Source organism: Prosthecobacter fusiformis, from assembly GCF_004364345.1.
In the GTDB taxonomy this organism is placed as follows: domain Bacteria; phylum Verrucomicrobiota; class Verrucomicrobiia; order Verrucomicrobiales; family Verrucomicrobiaceae; genus Prosthecobacter; species Prosthecobacter fusiformis.
Genome location: NZ_SOCA01000003.1, coordinates 655,470 through 670,437, shown reverse-complemented (window position 1 = coordinate 670,437; position 14,968 = coordinate 655,470). Strand labels below are relative to the sequence as shown.

Genomic DNA, 14,968 nt, shown 5'->3' with positions numbered 1-14,968 from the left:
ATAGGATTTAAACCAGAGGATAGACGATGGGCTCCTCCTGGCGATCATCGGGTTTACGTCCGGCGCGGTCCCAAGCGGCGCGGGAGGCAGCCTGGGCCTTTTCCCACTCTAGGCGGGAGCCGCCGCGTTCTTCATTGTAGTCACGCTCGAGATCTCCCTGGGCGCTGTCAAAATCACGCCCGGAGCGACCGTAGGTGTCGTAGCCGACATAGCCGGTCTTATAGGCGGGCGCATAGTCGTCATAGGTGAGGTCTTTGTTGTAGTATTCCTCATTCTGATAGCGGTCACGCCAGTAGGCTTCTTCAGCGGTGGGATCGATGGCCTCAGCAACGCCTTTGCCGATGAGACCACCAGCCACTGCGCCTACAGCTGCACCGACGACGGCACCGACAGGCCCTGCAGCCATGCCGATGGCGGCACCTGTAGCTCCTGCTGTGGCTGCGCCGACACCGACGCCGACTGGGTGAGCACCGGGGGCTCCGCTGATGGGATCGCGATTTTCTTCCTTATTCTTAACGTCAGGTTGGGTAGTTGTATTCATAACAACGGGTATTCGGAGCCTGCTCTTTTTTTGAGCGGGCTTTTATCCGAAAACAACTTCTGACTGAATATGCTTTTTGTTAGGCCATGATGAGGAATAGACCAGACATCCACGAGACATGGCGGATACGAAGAGCCAGGATTTAGTGGCTGTTTCTCTTTGGCACTTACGCTGAAATGCCTCCTAGAGCGGCCACTTCATGAGGCTGCAAGTGGCGCCAGTTGCCTTTGGCGAGGTCTCCCAAACGGAGCTGACCGATGGAGATGCGAACGAGGCGGAGCACTTCAAGCTGATGGGCTGAAAGGACACGGCGGATGTGGCGGTTGCGGCCTTCATCCAGGGTGATGTCTAACCAGGTATTCTTCAATCCAGCCCGGAGTATGGCCACCCGACGCAAGCGCAGTTTTTCACCTTTATCCTCCACTCCTGCACGGAGGCGGGTGAGGAAGGCGTCATCCACGAGGGAGGAAACCTGGACGTGGTAATTTTTTTCGAGATGTGTTTCCGGGGCGGTGATGCGATGGGCCCAGGCATTGTCATTGGTAAAGAGGAGGAGGCCTTCACTGGCTTTGTCCAACCGCCCTACGGGAGGGAGATGTGGCAGATCCGCACCTTGGAAACATTCATAAACCGTGGCGCGGCCTTCCTCATCACTGGCGGTGGTGACGAGTCCACGGGGCTTATTGAGCATGATGTAAACAGGCTTCGCTGCCGCGAGGGATGTGCCACTGACCTGGACGATGTCGTGATCGAGAAGGACTGGATGCTCGGGATCCCGGCAGATGCGGCCATTCAGGGTGACCTGACCGGCACGAACGAGGGCAAAACCCTGGCTGCGGGAGCAGTGACCCAGTTTGGAAAGGGCGCGGGCGAGGCCTGTGCGTGACATATTTCCAACGGGGTAGCTGAAGAGAATGCCTTTAACGGAGAGACAGGGGCAAAAAAAAGGCGGGCTCACGATGGAGCCCGCCCAAGATCAACAATAGAAATGCGGTATTGATCAGGCCTGAAGAGCAGCCTCATCAATGTTGACCCGACGACCATCTTTGTCGAAACGAACACGCCCAGCGACGAGGGCGAAAAGGGTGTGGTCACGGCCGATGCCGACATTCGCCCCTGGGACCCAGCGGGTACCGCGCTGGCGAATGATGATGTTGCCGGAGATGACGCTCTCACCACCGTATTTTTTCACGCCGAGACGCTTGCTGTTGCTGTCGCGACCGTTTTTGACGCTTCCTTGACCTTTCTTATGAGCCATAACTTGATCCTCTTGGGGGTGGGATGTTTGAGATTACGCGTTGATGGAGACGACCTGCACGCGGGTCAGGGGCTGGCGATGACCTTTGGTAAGGTGATAGCCTTTGCGCTTTTTGAATTTGAATGCGGTGACTTTAGGAGCCTTGAACTGCTTCAGGACCTTGAAATCAACTGTGGCACCCGAGAGGGTTGGTGCGCCAATTTTGATGTCTGCACCTTCGCCTGCGGCAAGAACCTGGTCGAAAGAAGCGGTTTCACCTTCAGCAACTTCCAGCTTCTCCACGTCGAGGTATTCACCCACGGAAGCTCTGTACTGTTTGCCGCCTGTTTTGAAGATTGCGTATGCCATAACGTTGTCTGCTGAAGTTTATCTCTACCGTGCGGATGTGATCACAAGAGATCAAGCGATCCGGCATCGGGGGCGACGATCATGCCACAAGTCAGACGGTGGGCAACCGAATTTTTGAGCTTTCCGCCAGTTCGTGTTTTTTCGATGCTCTATAATATACCTGTCGGAAAAGCCTCGGGAAGCATTGACATCGGTCTGTGATCCCGGATAGTACACGCCACTTCATGGCCTCTGAGTTACGCTCATCTCTCTGTCAATTCCTCGCCCTGGCGTTGCTAGTGACGCTTCCCATTTCCTGTTCCTCCGTCAGCGTGGGTCCTGGAGGGCAGATTTCCAAGGTGAAGTATTATCATTTGCATCCTGGCAGCCCGGTCAACACCGTAGATCCAGCCGTGCAATTTGAACGGGATTACCTGCTTTACGGGGCCATCACCCGTGAGGAAGTCTCTGACCGCTTTGGTCATTACTATACAATTTTCTGGAAAGCCACTGACCGCACGCAGCCCGTGACGGTGCGTTTTGAGTATCGCCAGGCCAATACAGGGCTGGATGCCAAGGTGGTAACGGAAGAAGTGGTGGACGTGAAACGCGTCAACAGTTCCAAATTTCAGGTCAGTGGCAGTGAATATAATACTTCCGGACGCGTCACAGCTTGGAAGGTGACTCTCCTGCGCGGGCAAGAAGAGCTCGCCAGCCAACAGTCTTATCTCTGGAACTGATCCTGCTCCTCCCCCCAATTTAATGAGACCTTCGCCCAAATCCGCCCTCTGGCGTTATGTCAGCCGACATTGCGCCAGTGCGGTTGCATCTGGCAGGCGGTTTCAAGCGAATTGATATTTAAAGACCCCTGCTAACTTCGCCGTGACTGCACCTTCTACCATTCTCGTAGGCCGGATAGGCAAAGTTTTTTGGCTTCGTGTAGAAGGTCGCGGAACGTTCCAAAACTCCGTCCAGGTAAAGAAAGCCCTGCAAGCGGTGGTGGCGAACGGGACTCACAATCTGGTGGTGGATCTGGAACGATGTCCGATGATGGATTCCACCTTTTTGGGCACGCTGACGGGTGCCGCCCTGCATTTGCGGGAAAAAAATGGCGGATCCTTGAGCGTGCTGAATGCGAATCCCCGCAATCTGCAATTGCTATCCGACCTGGGGCTGGATCATATCATGGAAGTGGACAGCGCAGGAAATGCCTGGCCTCAAGAACGAGAAATGGCCTGCGCCCAACTGGCCACCTGCGGGGAAAAGGGTGCGAGCAACAAACTGGAGCATACTCAGCACATCCTCAAGGCGCATCAGACCCTGGCGGATATGAGCAATATGAATGAAGGCCGGTTCAGGGATGTGATTTATTTTTTAGAGAAGGAGCTTGAGGAGCAGCCAGAACTGGCCACCTCCTGAATGCTGCAAGCACGGCAAACTGAGACGACTGAGTGAGTGACTCGGCTCGCTGCCTGCTATCCCCGGAACCATGAGCATCATCATCATCATTGTGCTGAGCCTGCTATTGGCAGGAGCTGGAGTGGCGCTGGTGCTAGTTTCCAAAAAGAAAAATCAGGCCATTTCTGACCTTCTGAAGGAGGAGCAGGATATTGTGGAGGAAGAGAGGCGGATGTTTGGCTTCCTGCATGATCTCGGGGAGGCCATCACCCGTGAAGACAGCCATTCAGCGATGTACCGGCTGATCGTGGAAGGTGCCATGCGAGTTTTGCAGAGCAATGGGGGTGCTCTTTATCTGCTAGATCACACGGGCAAGTCGCTGGTGCCACGTTTCCACTCTGACCATTGCGCTCCTCTCATTGACCTGCCGGAACGCATTGCCGCGATGGGCAAAACGAATGCCTCCGCACTGCTCAGTTTCCTGCGGCTGCATTCCCTGCGTGTGGATGAAAGCGTCATCGGCGGTGTTTTCACCTCCCAGCGCCCGGAGATTATCGAAGACCTGCGCAAGGATGCGCGACTGAAACATGGAAACGCGTTTCAAAACAACGTGACGGTCTTGGTTGGGCCGCTGAGCTTCGGCCCGAAAAAGCTGGGGGTGCTGGCGGTTACCTCGGCCAAAGGGGCACGTAATTACAAAGCGAACGACTTTGAGGTGTTTAAATCCATCGTGGAGCAGTCGGCCTTTGCCCTGGCGAATGCGATGGCGCACCAAGCTGCGGCGGAGAAGAAACAGATCGAGGCGGAGCTACGGGCCGCCAGCGACATCCAGCGCATCTTACTCCCAGAGCGTGATCCGGTATTGCAGGGTTATACCATCGCGGGACGCAATATTCCGGCGAAGGTGCTGAGCGGGGATTATTATGACTACATCCCCCTTTGCGATCAAAGGCAGGGAGTGGTCATCGCCGATGTTTCAGGCAAAGGGACGGCGGCAGCCATCATCACGGCCATGTGCCGGAGTATCCTGCGCAGCAATTCGGCCAGCAGTCTATCCCCGGCCGCAGTCTTGGCAGCGGTCAACCGGCAACTGGCCCCGGACATCCGGGAGGACATGTTCATCAGCATGATTTACCTGGTTTTTGACCAGGCGACCGACACCATCACCCTGGCGCGTGCCGGGCATACGCTGCCGCTTCTATGGCGCAAGGCGAGCGGGAAGGTGGAGAGCCTGCACAGTGGGGGCTTGGCGGTGGGGATCGACAAAGGGGACGTGTTTGAACGCGTGACCAAGGATCTCACCTTCCAGATGCATCCGGGAGACTGCCTGCTGCTTTACACCGATGGCGTGAATGAAGCTTTGGATGCCAAGGGCTTGGAATTTGGAGAAGAACGCATCCATACCAATCTGGCCACGCTGGCCTCGCATGGCTCCCAAGGAGTCGTGGACGGCATCATCGCTGATGTGGACAAGTTTTTGGGCGGCAAGCGCTCCCATGACGACATCACCTTGATTGCGCTCCAAAAGGCGGCATAGTCCCTGCCCCCAGGCTGAGCTGAGGAATTACCGTGATGCACGCCTCAGCGATGTCTGGACCGACCTTCGTCTAATCTTTAACCTCTGAAATCCAACCCTGATATGTCCGAGCCGAGTCCCTCCCCCGAGACCCAGCCAGAAATTGATGAATCCCCCGTGACCGTGGAAACTACCCCGGAAGCTGAGGCCGCCGAGCAACCTGCCACGCCCACGGATCCCCTGGAAGCCGCCCAGGCTGAAGTGGCCCAGTGGAAAGACCTGGCCTACCGCAACGCGGCGGAGCTGGATAACTTCCGCAAACGTGCGGCCCGTGAAGCGCAAGACACACGCGCCTTTGCCAATGCGGACCTGCTGCGCTCCCTTTTCCCGATCCTGGACAATTTCGAAATGGGCCTGGAGGCTGCCCGCGTGGAGTCTGAGAAATCCATGATCTTCATGGGCATGAGCATGGTGCAGCGCCAGATCACGGATTTCCTGCGTGAGCAGGGTGTCCAAGAAGTGGAAGCTCTGGGCAAACCTTTTGACCCGAATTTACACGATGCCGTCTCCCAGGAAGTCAGCGACACAGTGGCCGAAGGCACGGTCCTGCGCGTCACCCGCAGAGGGTATAAACTGAAGGACCGTCTCCTGCGTGCGGCCAGCGTCATCGTGGCTGGCACCGCCATCCCTGAGGCCTAACATTTCCCTCCCGACTCCCCATCATGGCAGAAAAACGCGATTATTATGAGGTATTGGGCGTCTCCAGAGACGTCTCTGCCGATGACCTGAAAAAAGCCTACCGCAAGCTGGCCGTGAAATTCCACCCGGATAAAAATCCTGGGGACAAAACGGCTGAAGATAAATTCAAGGAAGTGGGCGAAGCCTACGACATCCTGAGCGACGACCAAAAACGTGCGGCCTATGACCGCTATGGACACGCAGCCTTTGCCGGTGGCATGGGCGGCCCTAGCGGTGGTGGTGGCGGTTTCCACGACCCCTTTGACATCTTCCGCGAGGTCTTCAGCGGTGCAGGTGGCGGCGGTGGTGGCATCTTCGAAAGCTTTTTTGGTGGCGGCGGTGGCGGTGGAGGCCGCCAGCAGCGCCGCGACGGTCCCCAGCGCGGGAGCGATCTCCGCTACGGTCTGGAAATTCCTCTCGAAGACGCTGCGCGGGGTTGCGAGCGTGAGATCGAGTATGAACGGCTCAACAGTTGCAAAACCTGTACCGGCAGCGGCTCCACCAGTGGCGGAGGCAAAAAGACCTGCCGCACCTGTGGCGGTGTGGGCCAGGTGATCTCTTCACGTGGCTTTTTCCAGATCCAGCAGACCTGCCCTGATTGCAATGGCGCAGGCGAAGTGATCAGCGATCCCTGCAAGGTCTGCTCCGGCACGGGAAGGTCCAAAGAACGCACCAAAATCCGCGTCAAGATCCCCGCTGGCATCGAAGACGGCTCCCGGCTGCGCTCCGGTGGCAATGGTGACTATGGCAGCAAAGGCGGACCCGCCGGCGATCTCTACATCGTGGTGCAAATCCGCCAGCACGACATTTTCGAGCGTGAGGGGGATGACCTCCATTGCCAGATGCCGCTGAGCTTTGCCACCGCCGCCCTGGGCGGAGAGACGACTGTCCCCACGCTGGAAGGCAAGGCCAATCTAAAAGTCCCCGCTGGGACTCAGAACGGCACCACTTTCCGCCTTCGCGGCAAGGGCATCAAAACCCTGGGTGAAGAGCGTCACGGAGACCTGTACGTACACGTCCAGATCGCCGTGCCGACCAAACTCAGTGCTGAGCAGAGAGCCCACCTTGTGGCCTTTTCTGAATCCTTTGGTGAGACGCCCTCCTCCGCCATGGAAGAAAGCTTCTTCGAAAAGGCCAAGAAGTTCTTTAAATAAGCCAGTCTTTCGAACGTAACCCGTCATTGAACCCCTAAACCTCGCCAATTCCCATGTGCCAACCCAAAATTACCGCTTACCTGAAGACCTACTGCGGCTGGAGCGAAGGCGTGCGCGCCATCTTCCGCAAATACAACCTCGACTTCGAGGAAAAGGACATCATCAAAAACCCGGCTTTCCGCTGGGAGATGGAACAAAAAAGCGGCCAGCCCCTCAGCCCCTGTGTGGAGATCAACGACACCATGCTCGCCGATATCAGCGGTGAGGAAGTGGAGCGCTGGATGCTGGCCAACAACCTCCTGGAGCAGAACGACACTCCTCCAGATGCGCCGATTGATTCCGCCTGCACCGATGCCCAGCACGCCGCCATGGCCGCTGGCCAGGTGGGCAAGATCAGCTTCGTCAACTGAGCGAGATCAGCTATCCATTCCTCAAGGGGTCGTGGTCATGCCACGGCCCCTTTTGTTTGCTCCTGTGCCAGTCAGGTCTTGCGATGTCCTTCGCCAAAAGGTTGACACCTCCCCAGACCCGACTTATAGACTCCTCTGCTCACGGAGCAATGGCGAGGTAGCAAAGTGGTAATGCACTGGTCTGCAAAACCGGTATGCGCGGGTTCAATTCCCGCCCTCGCCTCCAATGCGTTGAAAATCAATGAATTACGCCTGATTAAAGTGGTGAAATGGCTCAGGTGACAACGTGTGCCAGTCTATTTCAGAATAGATCACGGGCATTCTGAGGCAATTTGTGGCTCACTTACCTCCTATGAAAATACTATCTGCCGCCTGCCTCATCTATGCCCTGTTCGCCATGCAACGCGGCGGAGTATGTGAATCTGATTATTCCGCCGTATCCGGGTGAAGGGCCGCTTCTGATGTATAGCCAGACAATTACACTGGCGGCAGGTGATACGGCGGAAACTGTCTTTTCGTATAGTGCAGACCCGCTAGAAGTTCAGATCGGCACAGACACATTTCAGTTACAGCCCCAAAGGACAAATCAAAATCCACAACCCAAGATTGCTGGTCCTGCGGTTTTTCGAGCGATGCGAAATCAATTCGTTCTTTCGCCAGCCTTACCGTAATTGCCATCCCCCGCGCCAATTTGGCGGCGAATGTGATTCCCGCTAATGCCGTCGTTATTCCAGAGGATGCAGGCGGACAGTATCAGGTCATTCTCGAATCGAGCACCGATTTACTGAACTGGGCGGTAGCGAATCCGGGCACTTATGGCGGCAGCACTCCGAGGCGCTTTTTCAGGACGAGGATTGTGAAGCTGAACTAGGCCCTTACCCTCCGGTTCCCCGGTTCCCTGAGACGCTCGCGGGCGGCAAGGTTGCGTCAAGGTTTCCACAAAGTTTACCCAAAGGGTTCAGGCTGTGCTCAGGGTTTAAGCCATGACGCTCTAGCGCCTCACCTCTCTGAGGCACTGCACGATGGCGCTGAAAGTTCGCGGCAGAGGGGCATGGTAAAACAGGGTAAATCTGTGATTGGCTTACTGGCTCAATAGAACCTTGGGACCAATCAAGGCGGCGCGTTCGTTCAGTGTCGTAAAGATGCGCTTAACGTTTGTTGTTCCGTTGAAAAACGTTCCGACATGGCCAGTTGGCCTTTAAAAAACAATCTTGTAAAAATTGCCTTTTGAATCCTTGGCCTCACCGAAGCCGTGGGTTGGCGACGTAGCTGCGTAAATTACATCTATGACGGTTCCTTGGTCCCCTACCAAAAGGGCTTTGCCTACATGGACGCTTCCCATCGAAGCCGCCCTTGACTCGAATTCCCCAAACGATGATTGGGACGACTTATGGAATTGCATCACGCCAGAATTCCATGCCATTCCTCCATCAGCTCCGCCTGTGGAGTAGCGTCCTGCGCATTTCTCCCCCCACGGCATAGTGGCCGTAACTTTGCCGCTATTTGAATTGGACCACGTGAATTTAGCAACCATCGATCCTGTGCCCATCGCGGGGCCTGATACGGGCACCGCAGTTACCGCAATGGAACATGACGAAATAAAGCAAATGATCGTTGTGCAAATTAATCTTACTACCATATGCTTATGGATATTCCTATCCATAGTGGATTGCAAGCAAATTCCAGTGACCTCTGCGGGTCTGAGAATTGAGGGCATGGTTCTCCTATATGGGCCATGATCAAAAGGCGGTTAAGGATGACAGGTTGGCTGCGGTTTTGTGAGTTGGTCACTGCTAAAACTGTCAAAAGGGAGCTTTTAGCAGTTTTGACAGTTCGCTTTCCCTCATTCGGTAAAAAGTTTGGGATGGGTGAGGTAGTCCAGGCCGGGGCTTCCGCCTGTCTCGATCTCCGATTCTGAGAGCCAGCCGTGATCCACCAGCATGGCGAGGGCGCGCATCAAACAAGCCAGAGAGACGGCGGTTTCATCGGATTCGGTGGCGACATGGAAAAGCAACGCGAGGGCGCATATGGCTTTGCGGTGAGCGGCGGCCATAGCCTCAAAGCGGATGAACCTCTAATTGATGAAGTGGCTGGCCGTTTCAACGGCATGAAACTCTATTTGCCTGTGTTTTTGGCGGGCTTCGTTTTGTTTGCCTGTGGATTCCTTTGTGCACAGCCCTTGTCAGAGAGCGAAGTTCAGGCTGCTGCTGCGCGCGTGGACTTGGCACTGCTGAATGCGCGGAAGCAGGAGGGGGGTGCAATCACCGAACAGCCGGCCCCAGATCGCCTTCGGCAAGCTGATGATGCCGTTTTCCTGAGGAGAGCCTGCATTGATCTGGCGGGGCGGTTGCCGAAGGCGGCGGAGGTGCGGCAGTTCCTGGAGGATCCGGCACCTGCAAAACGCGGCGCTTTGGTGGATCGTTTGCTAGAAGAACCCGGTGCCGCAGAGGTCCGTTTTCAACTGCTGGCAGAAAGCCTGCGGGTGAAGGATACCCTCGGCAACCAGTCCCAGGCACCTTTCATCGCCTGGCTGCACAAGGCGATGGCTGATGATATGCCCTATGATAAGTTGATGGCTACCCTGCTGAGGTCCCCCAATGAGGACATGGAGGCGCATCCTGCCTCCGGTTTTTATACCCGCGATGGAGGAGACCTCCTGCACACCAGTACGGAAACGGCGGAGGCTTTTCTGGGGGCCCGTCTTTATTGTGCCCAATGCCACGACCACCCCTACGCGGAGTTTACCCAGCGGCAGACCTTTGAGTTTGCGGGCTGTTTTGCTGACTCGTTTAAAAACGGTCCCCGCCTGCCATCCCGTTATGCTTACCGGGATGGCAAACCGGGAGACTGGATCGCCCCCCGCTATCTGCCACTTTCAGCTGACCCCGGGGATGAAGCCAGTGTGGCGCTGGCTGCCCTGCCCACGCCTGGAAAGGTGCCGAGGGAGGAGCTGGCCTTGTGGTTCACCGGGCCCACTAACAACCGGTTTGCGGAAGTCGGTGCCCTGCGTTTGTGGCATCGTTTGTTCGGCCGGATCAACCGCTCAGGGCAATATTGGGAAGGTGCCGTGCAGGCCATGCCTTATCATACAGCCTTCACAGAAAATAACTGTGAGATGCCGCCTGCGTGGAAGGGAGCGTGGCCAGAAGATCTGCTGGACCCGGACAATGATTCCGCAGGTCCGGTGCGATCTCTAGGAGAGGAATTCATGCGCTGTGGGTACCGGCAAAAAGAATTCATGCGCATCCTGGCCCGCACGATGGCTTATCAGAGTGAAGCGGTCCGCCGGGTCCAGCCTGGGCAACCCAGCCTGACTGACGGGCCGTTTTTGAAGAGGCTGCCGCCTGAGGTGACCTGGACTGCATGGAGCGTGGAGGCAGGCAGCGAGGGCGCGGCATCTTCAACCGGTGCCGACATCGGACAAGTGCCACCTGAGGGTCATCCACTTCGTTTGTTAGGCCGGGGGACGCGGGAGTGGTCGGATGAAAGTGCGCCCGTGATTTCCCATGCGCTGACACGCTTCATCATCACCAGCTCCTTGGTCGAACAGGCCGCGAAAGTGAAAGCTCGGAGCGTTTCAAAACACGAATCACCAACCTCCAAGGTGGAGCATCTTTTCCTTTCAACCCTGGGCCGCTTTCCTGAGGGTCGGGAGGAATCAGCCGCCTTGCGACACCTGGCCGAACATCCAGAATCTGCCCCGCAGGACATCGCCTGGGCCCTGCTGAATACGAGTGAGTTTTTGTTTCAGCCGTGAGGCACAAAGGGTCTTTAATAGAATCTATGGCTCAGCTTTAAAACCAACCAGCATCCACTCTCAGGCTCGCTCCTTCTGCATTTGGCAAGGGAATGGATTCTCCTGCCTGATAAATGCGGCTTTCGCGAAACATACCTTCCAGGGGATTCCGAAAGACGTGAACGCAGCGATGCTTTCCATCCACCACCCAGTATTCCGGCACGCCATGTCGTGCATAGAGATCATGCTTGCTGCCAAGGTCATAAACGCGTGAGGTATTGGAAACCTCAATCATGATCCAGGCATCAGAAGGCTCGGGATGGCTGTTGCGATAATGGTCTTCTCTGCGCCGAAGTACGAGGATATCGGGTTCTGGTTCTGAATGATCGCCCAATCCTAAAACGGCAGGAGAGCGTACATGACACTTCATTCCGTAGAGGCTAGCCAGCAACTCTCTGAGTATGTCTGTGCTGGATACATGCCATGGGTCCAACGTCTCCCTAGTGACGATTCTCCCATTGATGAGTTCCACCTTGTCGTCGGGCTTGAAGACACCAGCCTCAGCCATGACATGATATTCCCTTCTGGAGACAAGCCAGGAGGGCGGCTCCCTGGGCATGGGCTGCGTTTCCGAGATCATGACCTGGATTTAACCTCCCAAAATAAGCAGGCAAGCACCAACAAAGGACGGGCCTTCGTTGGTGCTGGCTATGAGATGCGGATGAGGGTATCCTCCCTCTATTAACGGAAGCTCTTAGCGAAGTCGTCGGCGCTGGCTTTGGCCACCACTTTGGTCTTCTGGAAGGTGCTTTTTTCGCCTTTTTCGATGAGGATGCGTTCGTAGTCGGCAGCGCTCATGGGCAGCTCGATGGCTTTGTCCTGCCAGGTGCTGAGGAGGATGGCATTGGCCAGCTCCACGCTGTGAATGCCCTGCTCAGCGGGGCTGAGGAGTTTTTCACCTTTGAGGATGGCATTGGTGAAGTTTTGCAGGATCTCCACGTGCTGGCCACCGCTTTCGGCGACGGGGATTTCCATGTGCCAGCTTTCGGGCATGGCAAAGGCAGCTTCCGCTTCCATGCAAAATTTGCTCATGGCCTGGCGATTGCGCTGGAAGTGGATCTTGCTGCCATCGGTGACCGTGAGGCGGCCCATTTCAGCAGAGATTTCCAGCTTGTTCACGCCTGGGGCTTCACCGGTGGAGGTAACAAAAGTGGCGGTGGTGCCGTTTTCGTATTGCAGGACAGCGGTCACATCGTCCTCGACTTCGATTTCATGGAAGCGGCCGAACTGGCAGAAACCGCGCACGGTTTTTGGCACACCGAACATCCACTGGAAGAGGTCCAGATTGTGTGGGCACTGGTTCATCAACACGCCGCCGCCTTCACCTTTCCAGGTGCCGCGCCAGCCGCCGGTGGCATAATAATAGTTGGTGCGGAACCAATTGGTGACCTCCCAATGCACGCGGCGGATTTCGCCCAGTTCGCCGCTGTCGATGAGGTCCTTGACCTTCTTGAAGCAGGCATTCGTGCGCATGTTAAACATGGCGGCGAAGATTTTGCTCTTGTCCGTGTGGGCGGCGATGAGGCGCTCGCAGTCGGCTTTATGAACGGAGATGGGCTTTTCAACGAGGACATGCAGGCCAGCCTGGAGGGCCTCGATACCGATGGTGGTGTGGCTGAAGTGAGGGGTGCAGATCAGGATGGCGTCAATTTCGCCGGATTTGATCATCAGACTCACATCGGTGAACTGTTTCTCACCTTCCTGAGCGGCGGGGAGCGTGCCCACGCTTTCACACATGGCGGTGACGCGCAGTCCGGGCACTTTGCCCGCGCGAATGTTTGCGAGATGGGCCTTGCCCATGTTGCCAAGTCCAACGATGCCGAGTCTGACGGTTTCCATAGAGACGTTCAGGCTAGCGAGGCAGAAAGCGCCGGTCAACACCGATAAAGTCACCGGATTTGGTATTGCGGACCCGTCTGGCGATGGCTAAGGGCACAGCATGGCATCCAAGGGCACACTATTAGTCACAGGTGGCGCGGGTTATATCGGCTCGCATACGGTCAGACATTTGCTGGCCTTGGGAGAAAAAATCGTCGTTTTGGACAATCTGGTTTTCGGTCACCGGGAGGCCCTGCCGATGGACAAGGTGACCTTTGTCCATGGCGACATGAGCGATGCCGCTCTATTGGAAGATCTTTTCACGGATCACCAACCGGAAGCGGTGCTCCACTTTGCGGCTTACGCCTATGTGGGAGAATCGGTAACGGATCCGCTGAAATATTACCGCAACAATTTGGCCGCTCCGCTGGTACTGCTGGAAACCATGCAGCGCCATAACTGCAAGCACTTCATCTTTTCCTCCACCTGCGCCACGTATGGCAATCCCGTCTATGTGCCCATGGATGAAGATCATCCCCAAGCGCCGGTGAATCCTTATGGAGCCAGCAAATGGATGCTGGAGCGGGTGCTGAAGGATTGCGACCATGCCTGGGGACTGAAGGCCGTTTTCCTGCGTTATTTCAATGCCAGCGGCTGCGATCCGGCAGGTGAGATCGGCGAAGACCACGATCCGGAGACCCACCTCATCCCGCGCATTCTCATGGCAGCCACGGGTGAAATCGAAAACATCACGGTCTTTGGCACTGACTACCCCACGCCGGATGGCACCTGCATCCGCGACTATATCCATGTGAATGACTTGGCCAGTGCTCATGCCTTGGCACTCGATTACTTGCGGGCAGGAGGCCTAACCACTCCCGTCAACCTGGGCACCGGACGGGGTTTCAGCGTCAATGAAATCATCAAAACGGCTGAGGCCGTCACCGGTAAAAGTATTCCTGTGCTCTATGGTCCGCGACGTGCGGGTGACCCGCCTGAACTGATCTGCCAGCCTGCCAAAGCCAAGGCTGTACTGGGCTGGGAGGCACTGCATAAGGATCCGCAGGAGCACATCGAAAGCGCCTGGAAATGGATGACGGGGCCGCGCCAAGGCCGTTATACGGAGTAGTGGCTTTTTTGAGCGGACCCAAGAGCAGTCTTGTCGTGCGTATCGCATCCCGATAGAAAGGCGGTGGAAATTCCCAACCACTAACCGCCATGTCTCCCTTTCTCGCTGAAGTTATCGGCACGCTCATCCTTGTTCTGCTCGGTGACGGGGTCGTCGCCAATGTCGTGCTCGGTAAAACCAAAGGCAACAGCTCCGGCTGGATCGTCATCACGGCAGGCTGGGCATTTGCCGTCACCATCGCGGTTTATTGCACCAGTGCCATCAGCGGGGCGCATTTGAACCCCGCTGTGACTTTGGCGATGGCCAGCATTGGAAAATTTGAATGGGCTCTGGTGCCCGGTTACATCGCGGCGCAGGTGATCGGGGCCTTCTTGGGCGCGGTGCTCGTCTGGCTGAGCTATCTGCCACACTGGAAGGAAACAGAGAATCAGGGAGCCAAGCTGGGCACCTTTTGCACTGCGCCGGCCATCCGCCATCCGGCATCGAACTTTATCTGCGAGGCTATCGGTACTGCCATGCTGGTCATCGGTCTTCTGGCCATCCTCACCCCGGAAAATCTGGTCCCTGGCACGGGTTTTGATAAAGCATTTTCCCCTGCCCTGGTGGGTATCCTGGTGTGGTCCATCGGCCTTTCCCTGGGCGGCCCTACCGGTTATGCCATCAACCCGGCCCGCGATCTCGGCCCCCGCATCGCCCATGCCATTCTGCCTATCCCCGGCAAAGGTGGGTCCGATTGGGGGTATGCGTGGATCCCTGTCCTGGGACCGGTCGCCGGGGGCATCGTGGGAGCGTTTTTATACAAGATGCTGTGGGTAATGCCGCCGGTATAAACTTGTATAATCGTACAAAAAATAAGCTGCACACCCGCACCTGCTCAAAGCGT

The 14,968-nt window shown here is 56.4% G+C and carries 17 protein-coding genes and 1 tRNA gene; 11 read left to right on the top strand and 7 right to left on the bottom strand.

The genetic code is table 11. The annotated features are described in order from the left end of the window. Positions 1 to 7: 7 nt before the first annotated feature. The 4 genes from EI77_RS12015 to rplU form a co-directional block, all read right to left on the bottom strand. Entirely contained in the window at positions 8 to 541 is a 534-nt protein-coding gene (locus tag EI77_RS12015) for a hypothetical protein (protein WP_133795500.1), read from the bottom strand. A gap of 166 nt (positions 542 to 707) precedes the next feature. Then, the gene (locus EI77_RS12010; RefSeq protein WP_133795499.1) at positions 708 to 1,430 is read right to left on the bottom strand and encodes a pseudouridine synthase; all 723 of its coding nucleotides are present in this window, start codon (positions 1,428 to 1,430) and stop codon (positions 708 to 710) included. 111 nt (positions 1,431 to 1,541) lie between these two features. After that, positions 1,542 to 1,799, bottom strand: a complete 258-nt coding sequence (gene rpmA / locus EI77_RS12005) for a 50S ribosomal protein L27 (protein WP_133795498.1) — start codon at positions 1,797 to 1,799, stop codon at positions 1,542 to 1,544. Positions 1,800 to 1,832: 33 nt separating this feature from the next. Beyond that, positions 1,833 to 2,147 carry a 50S ribosomal protein L21 gene (gene rplU, locus EI77_RS12000; protein WP_133795497.1) on the bottom strand — a complete coding sequence of 105 codons (315 nt, stop codon included), beginning with the start codon at positions 2,145 to 2,147 and terminating at the stop codon, positions 1,833 to 1,835. Between the two features lie 224 nt (positions 2,148 to 2,371). Between rplU and EI77_RS11995 the strand changes: the two genes are divergently transcribed. From EI77_RS11995 to EI77_RS11965, 7 genes are all read left to right on the top strand, one after another. After that, positions 2,372 to 2,866, top strand: coding sequence for a hypothetical protein (locus EI77_RS11995; protein WP_133795496.1), 495 nt, complete (start codon positions 2,372 to 2,374; stop codon positions 2,864 to 2,866). Between the two features lie 142 nt (positions 2,867 to 3,008). Continuing rightward, positions 3,009 to 3,545, top strand: a complete 537-nt coding sequence (locus EI77_RS11990; RefSeq protein WP_133795495.1) for an STAS domain-containing protein — start codon at positions 3,009 to 3,011, stop codon at positions 3,543 to 3,545. Positions 3,546 to 3,615: 70 nt separating this feature from the next. Further along, on the top strand, positions 3,616 to 5,061 hold the full coding sequence (locus tag EI77_RS11985; protein WP_133795494.1) for a PP2C family protein-serine/threonine phosphatase: 1,446 nt from the start codon (positions 3,616 to 3,618) through the stop codon (positions 5,059 to 5,061). Between the two features lie 102 nt (positions 5,062 to 5,163). Beyond that, positions 5,164 to 5,739 (top strand): nucleotide exchange factor GrpE, encoded by a 576-nt coding sequence (locus EI77_RS11980; protein ID WP_133795493.1) that lies wholly within the window; start codon positions 5,164 to 5,166, stop codon positions 5,737 to 5,739. Positions 5,740 to 5,762: 23 nt separating this feature from the next. Then, positions 5,763 to 6,932 carry a molecular chaperone DnaJ gene (gene dnaJ, locus EI77_RS11975; protein WP_133795492.1) on the top strand — a complete coding sequence of 390 codons (1,170 nt, stop codon included), beginning with the start codon at positions 5,763 to 5,765 and terminating at the stop codon, positions 6,930 to 6,932. 53 nt (positions 6,933 to 6,985) lie between these two features. Further along, the gene (locus EI77_RS11970) at positions 6,986 to 7,342 is read left to right on the top strand and encodes a glutaredoxin family protein (RefSeq protein ID WP_133795491.1); all 357 of its coding nucleotides are present in this window, start codon (positions 6,986 to 6,988) and stop codon (positions 7,340 to 7,342) included. Between the two features lie 151 nt (positions 7,343 to 7,493). Continuing rightward, positions 7,494 to 7,568: transfer RNA gene (locus tag EI77_RS11965), tRNA-Cys, on the top strand. Positions 7,569 to 9,185: 1,617 nt separating this feature from the next. Here the strand turns inward: EI77_RS11965 and EI77_RS23350 are convergent. Continuing rightward, positions 9,186 to 9,395 (bottom strand): hypothetical protein, encoded by a 210-nt coding sequence (locus EI77_RS23350; protein WP_166647208.1) that lies wholly within the window; start codon positions 9,393 to 9,395, stop codon positions 9,186 to 9,188. Between the two features lie 54 nt (positions 9,396 to 9,449). Between EI77_RS23350 and EI77_RS11960 the strand changes: the two genes are divergently transcribed. Beyond that, a complete protein-coding gene (locus EI77_RS11960; protein WP_166647207.1) occupies positions 9,450 to 11,099 on the top strand; it encodes a DUF1549 domain-containing protein in 1,650 nt (549 codons plus the stop codon). A 37-nt stretch (positions 11,100 to 11,136) separates the two neighbouring features. Here EI77_RS11960 and EI77_RS11955 read toward each other — a convergent pair whose 3' ends face one another. After that, positions 11,137 to 11,610 carry a Uma2 family endonuclease gene (locus EI77_RS11955; RefSeq protein WP_243838830.1) on the bottom strand — a complete coding sequence of 158 codons (474 nt, stop codon included), beginning with the start codon at positions 11,608 to 11,610 and terminating at the stop codon, positions 11,137 to 11,139. Between EI77_RS11955 and EI77_RS23810 the strand changes: the two genes are divergently transcribed. Continuing rightward, positions 11,497 to 11,823 carry a hypothetical protein gene (locus EI77_RS23810; RefSeq protein ID WP_243838834.1) on the top strand — a complete coding sequence of 109 codons (327 nt, stop codon included), beginning with the start codon at positions 11,497 to 11,499 and terminating at the stop codon, positions 11,821 to 11,823. The genes EI77_RS11955 and EI77_RS23810 overlap by 114 nt on opposite strands. Here the strand turns inward: EI77_RS23810 and EI77_RS11950 are convergent. Beyond that, positions 11,820 to 12,977 (bottom strand): Gfo/Idh/MocA family protein, encoded by a 1,158-nt coding sequence (locus tag EI77_RS11950; protein ID WP_133795488.1) that lies wholly within the window; start codon positions 12,975 to 12,977, stop codon positions 11,820 to 11,822. The genes EI77_RS23810 and EI77_RS11950 overlap by 4 nt on opposite strands. Before the next feature lie 100 nt (positions 12,978 to 13,077). On the opposite strand from EI77_RS11950, the gene galE reads away from it, so the two are divergent. After that, positions 13,078 to 14,085 (top strand): UDP-glucose 4-epimerase GalE, encoded by a 1,008-nt coding sequence (gene galE / locus EI77_RS11945; protein ID WP_133795487.1) that lies wholly within the window; start codon positions 13,078 to 13,080, stop codon positions 14,083 to 14,085. Between the two features lie 89 nt (positions 14,086 to 14,174). Continuing rightward, positions 14,175 to 14,915, top strand: a complete 741-nt coding sequence (locus EI77_RS11940) for an MIP/aquaporin family protein (protein ID WP_133795486.1) — start codon at positions 14,175 to 14,177, stop codon at positions 14,913 to 14,915. Positions 14,916 to 14,968 lie beyond the last annotated feature (53 nt).

Coding starts and splice junctions, on each gene's coding strand:
- EI77_RS12010 (WP_133795499.1), bottom strand. CDS start 1,430: ATGTCACGCACAGGCCTCGCCCGCGCCCTTTCCAAACTGGGTCACTGC.
- rplU (WP_133795497.1), bottom strand. CDS start 2,147: ATGGCATACGCAATCTTCAAAACAGGCGGCAAACAGTACAGAGCTTCC.
- EI77_RS11960 (WP_166647207.1), top strand. CDS start 9,450: ATGAAACTCTATTTGCCTGTGTTTTTGGCGGGCTTCGTTTTGTTTGCC.
- EI77_RS12015 (WP_133795500.1), bottom strand. CDS start 541: ATGAATACAACTACCCAACCTGACGTTAAGAATAAGGAAGAAAATCGC.
- EI77_RS11985 (WP_133795494.1), top strand. CDS start 3,616: ATGAGCATCATCATCATCATTGTGCTGAGCCTGCTATTGGCAGGAGCT.
- EI77_RS11970 (WP_133795491.1), top strand. CDS start 6,986: ATGTGCCAACCCAAAATTACCGCTTACCTGAAGACCTACTGCGGCTGG.
- dnaJ (WP_133795492.1), top strand. CDS start 5,763: ATGGCAGAAAAACGCGATTATTATGAGGTATTGGGCGTCTCCAGAGAC.
- galE (WP_133795487.1), top strand. CDS start 13,078: ATGGCATCCAAGGGCACACTATTAGTCACAGGTGGCGCGGGTTATATC.
- EI77_RS11950 (WP_133795488.1), bottom strand. CDS start 12,977: ATGGAAACCGTCAGACTCGGCATCGTTGGACTTGGCAACATGGGCAAG.
- EI77_RS23350 (WP_166647208.1), bottom strand. CDS start 9,395: ATGGCCGCCGCTCACCGCAAAGCCATATGCGCCCTCGCGTTGCTTTTC.
- rpmA (WP_133795498.1), bottom strand. CDS start 1,799: ATGGCTCATAAGAAAGGTCAAGGAAGCGTCAAAAACGGTCGCGACAGC.
- EI77_RS11995 (WP_133795496.1), top strand. CDS start 2,372: ATGGCCTCTGAGTTACGCTCATCTCTCTGTCAATTCCTCGCCCTGGCG.
- EI77_RS23810 (WP_243838834.1), top strand. CDS start 11,497: ATGACACTTCATTCCGTAGAGGCTAGCCAGCAACTCTCTGAGTATGTC.
- EI77_RS11940 (WP_133795486.1), top strand. CDS start 14,175: ATGTCTCCCTTTCTCGCTGAAGTTATCGGCACGCTCATCCTTGTTCTG.
- EI77_RS11980 (WP_133795493.1), top strand. CDS start 5,164: ATGTCCGAGCCGAGTCCCTCCCCCGAGACCCAGCCAGAAATTGATGAA.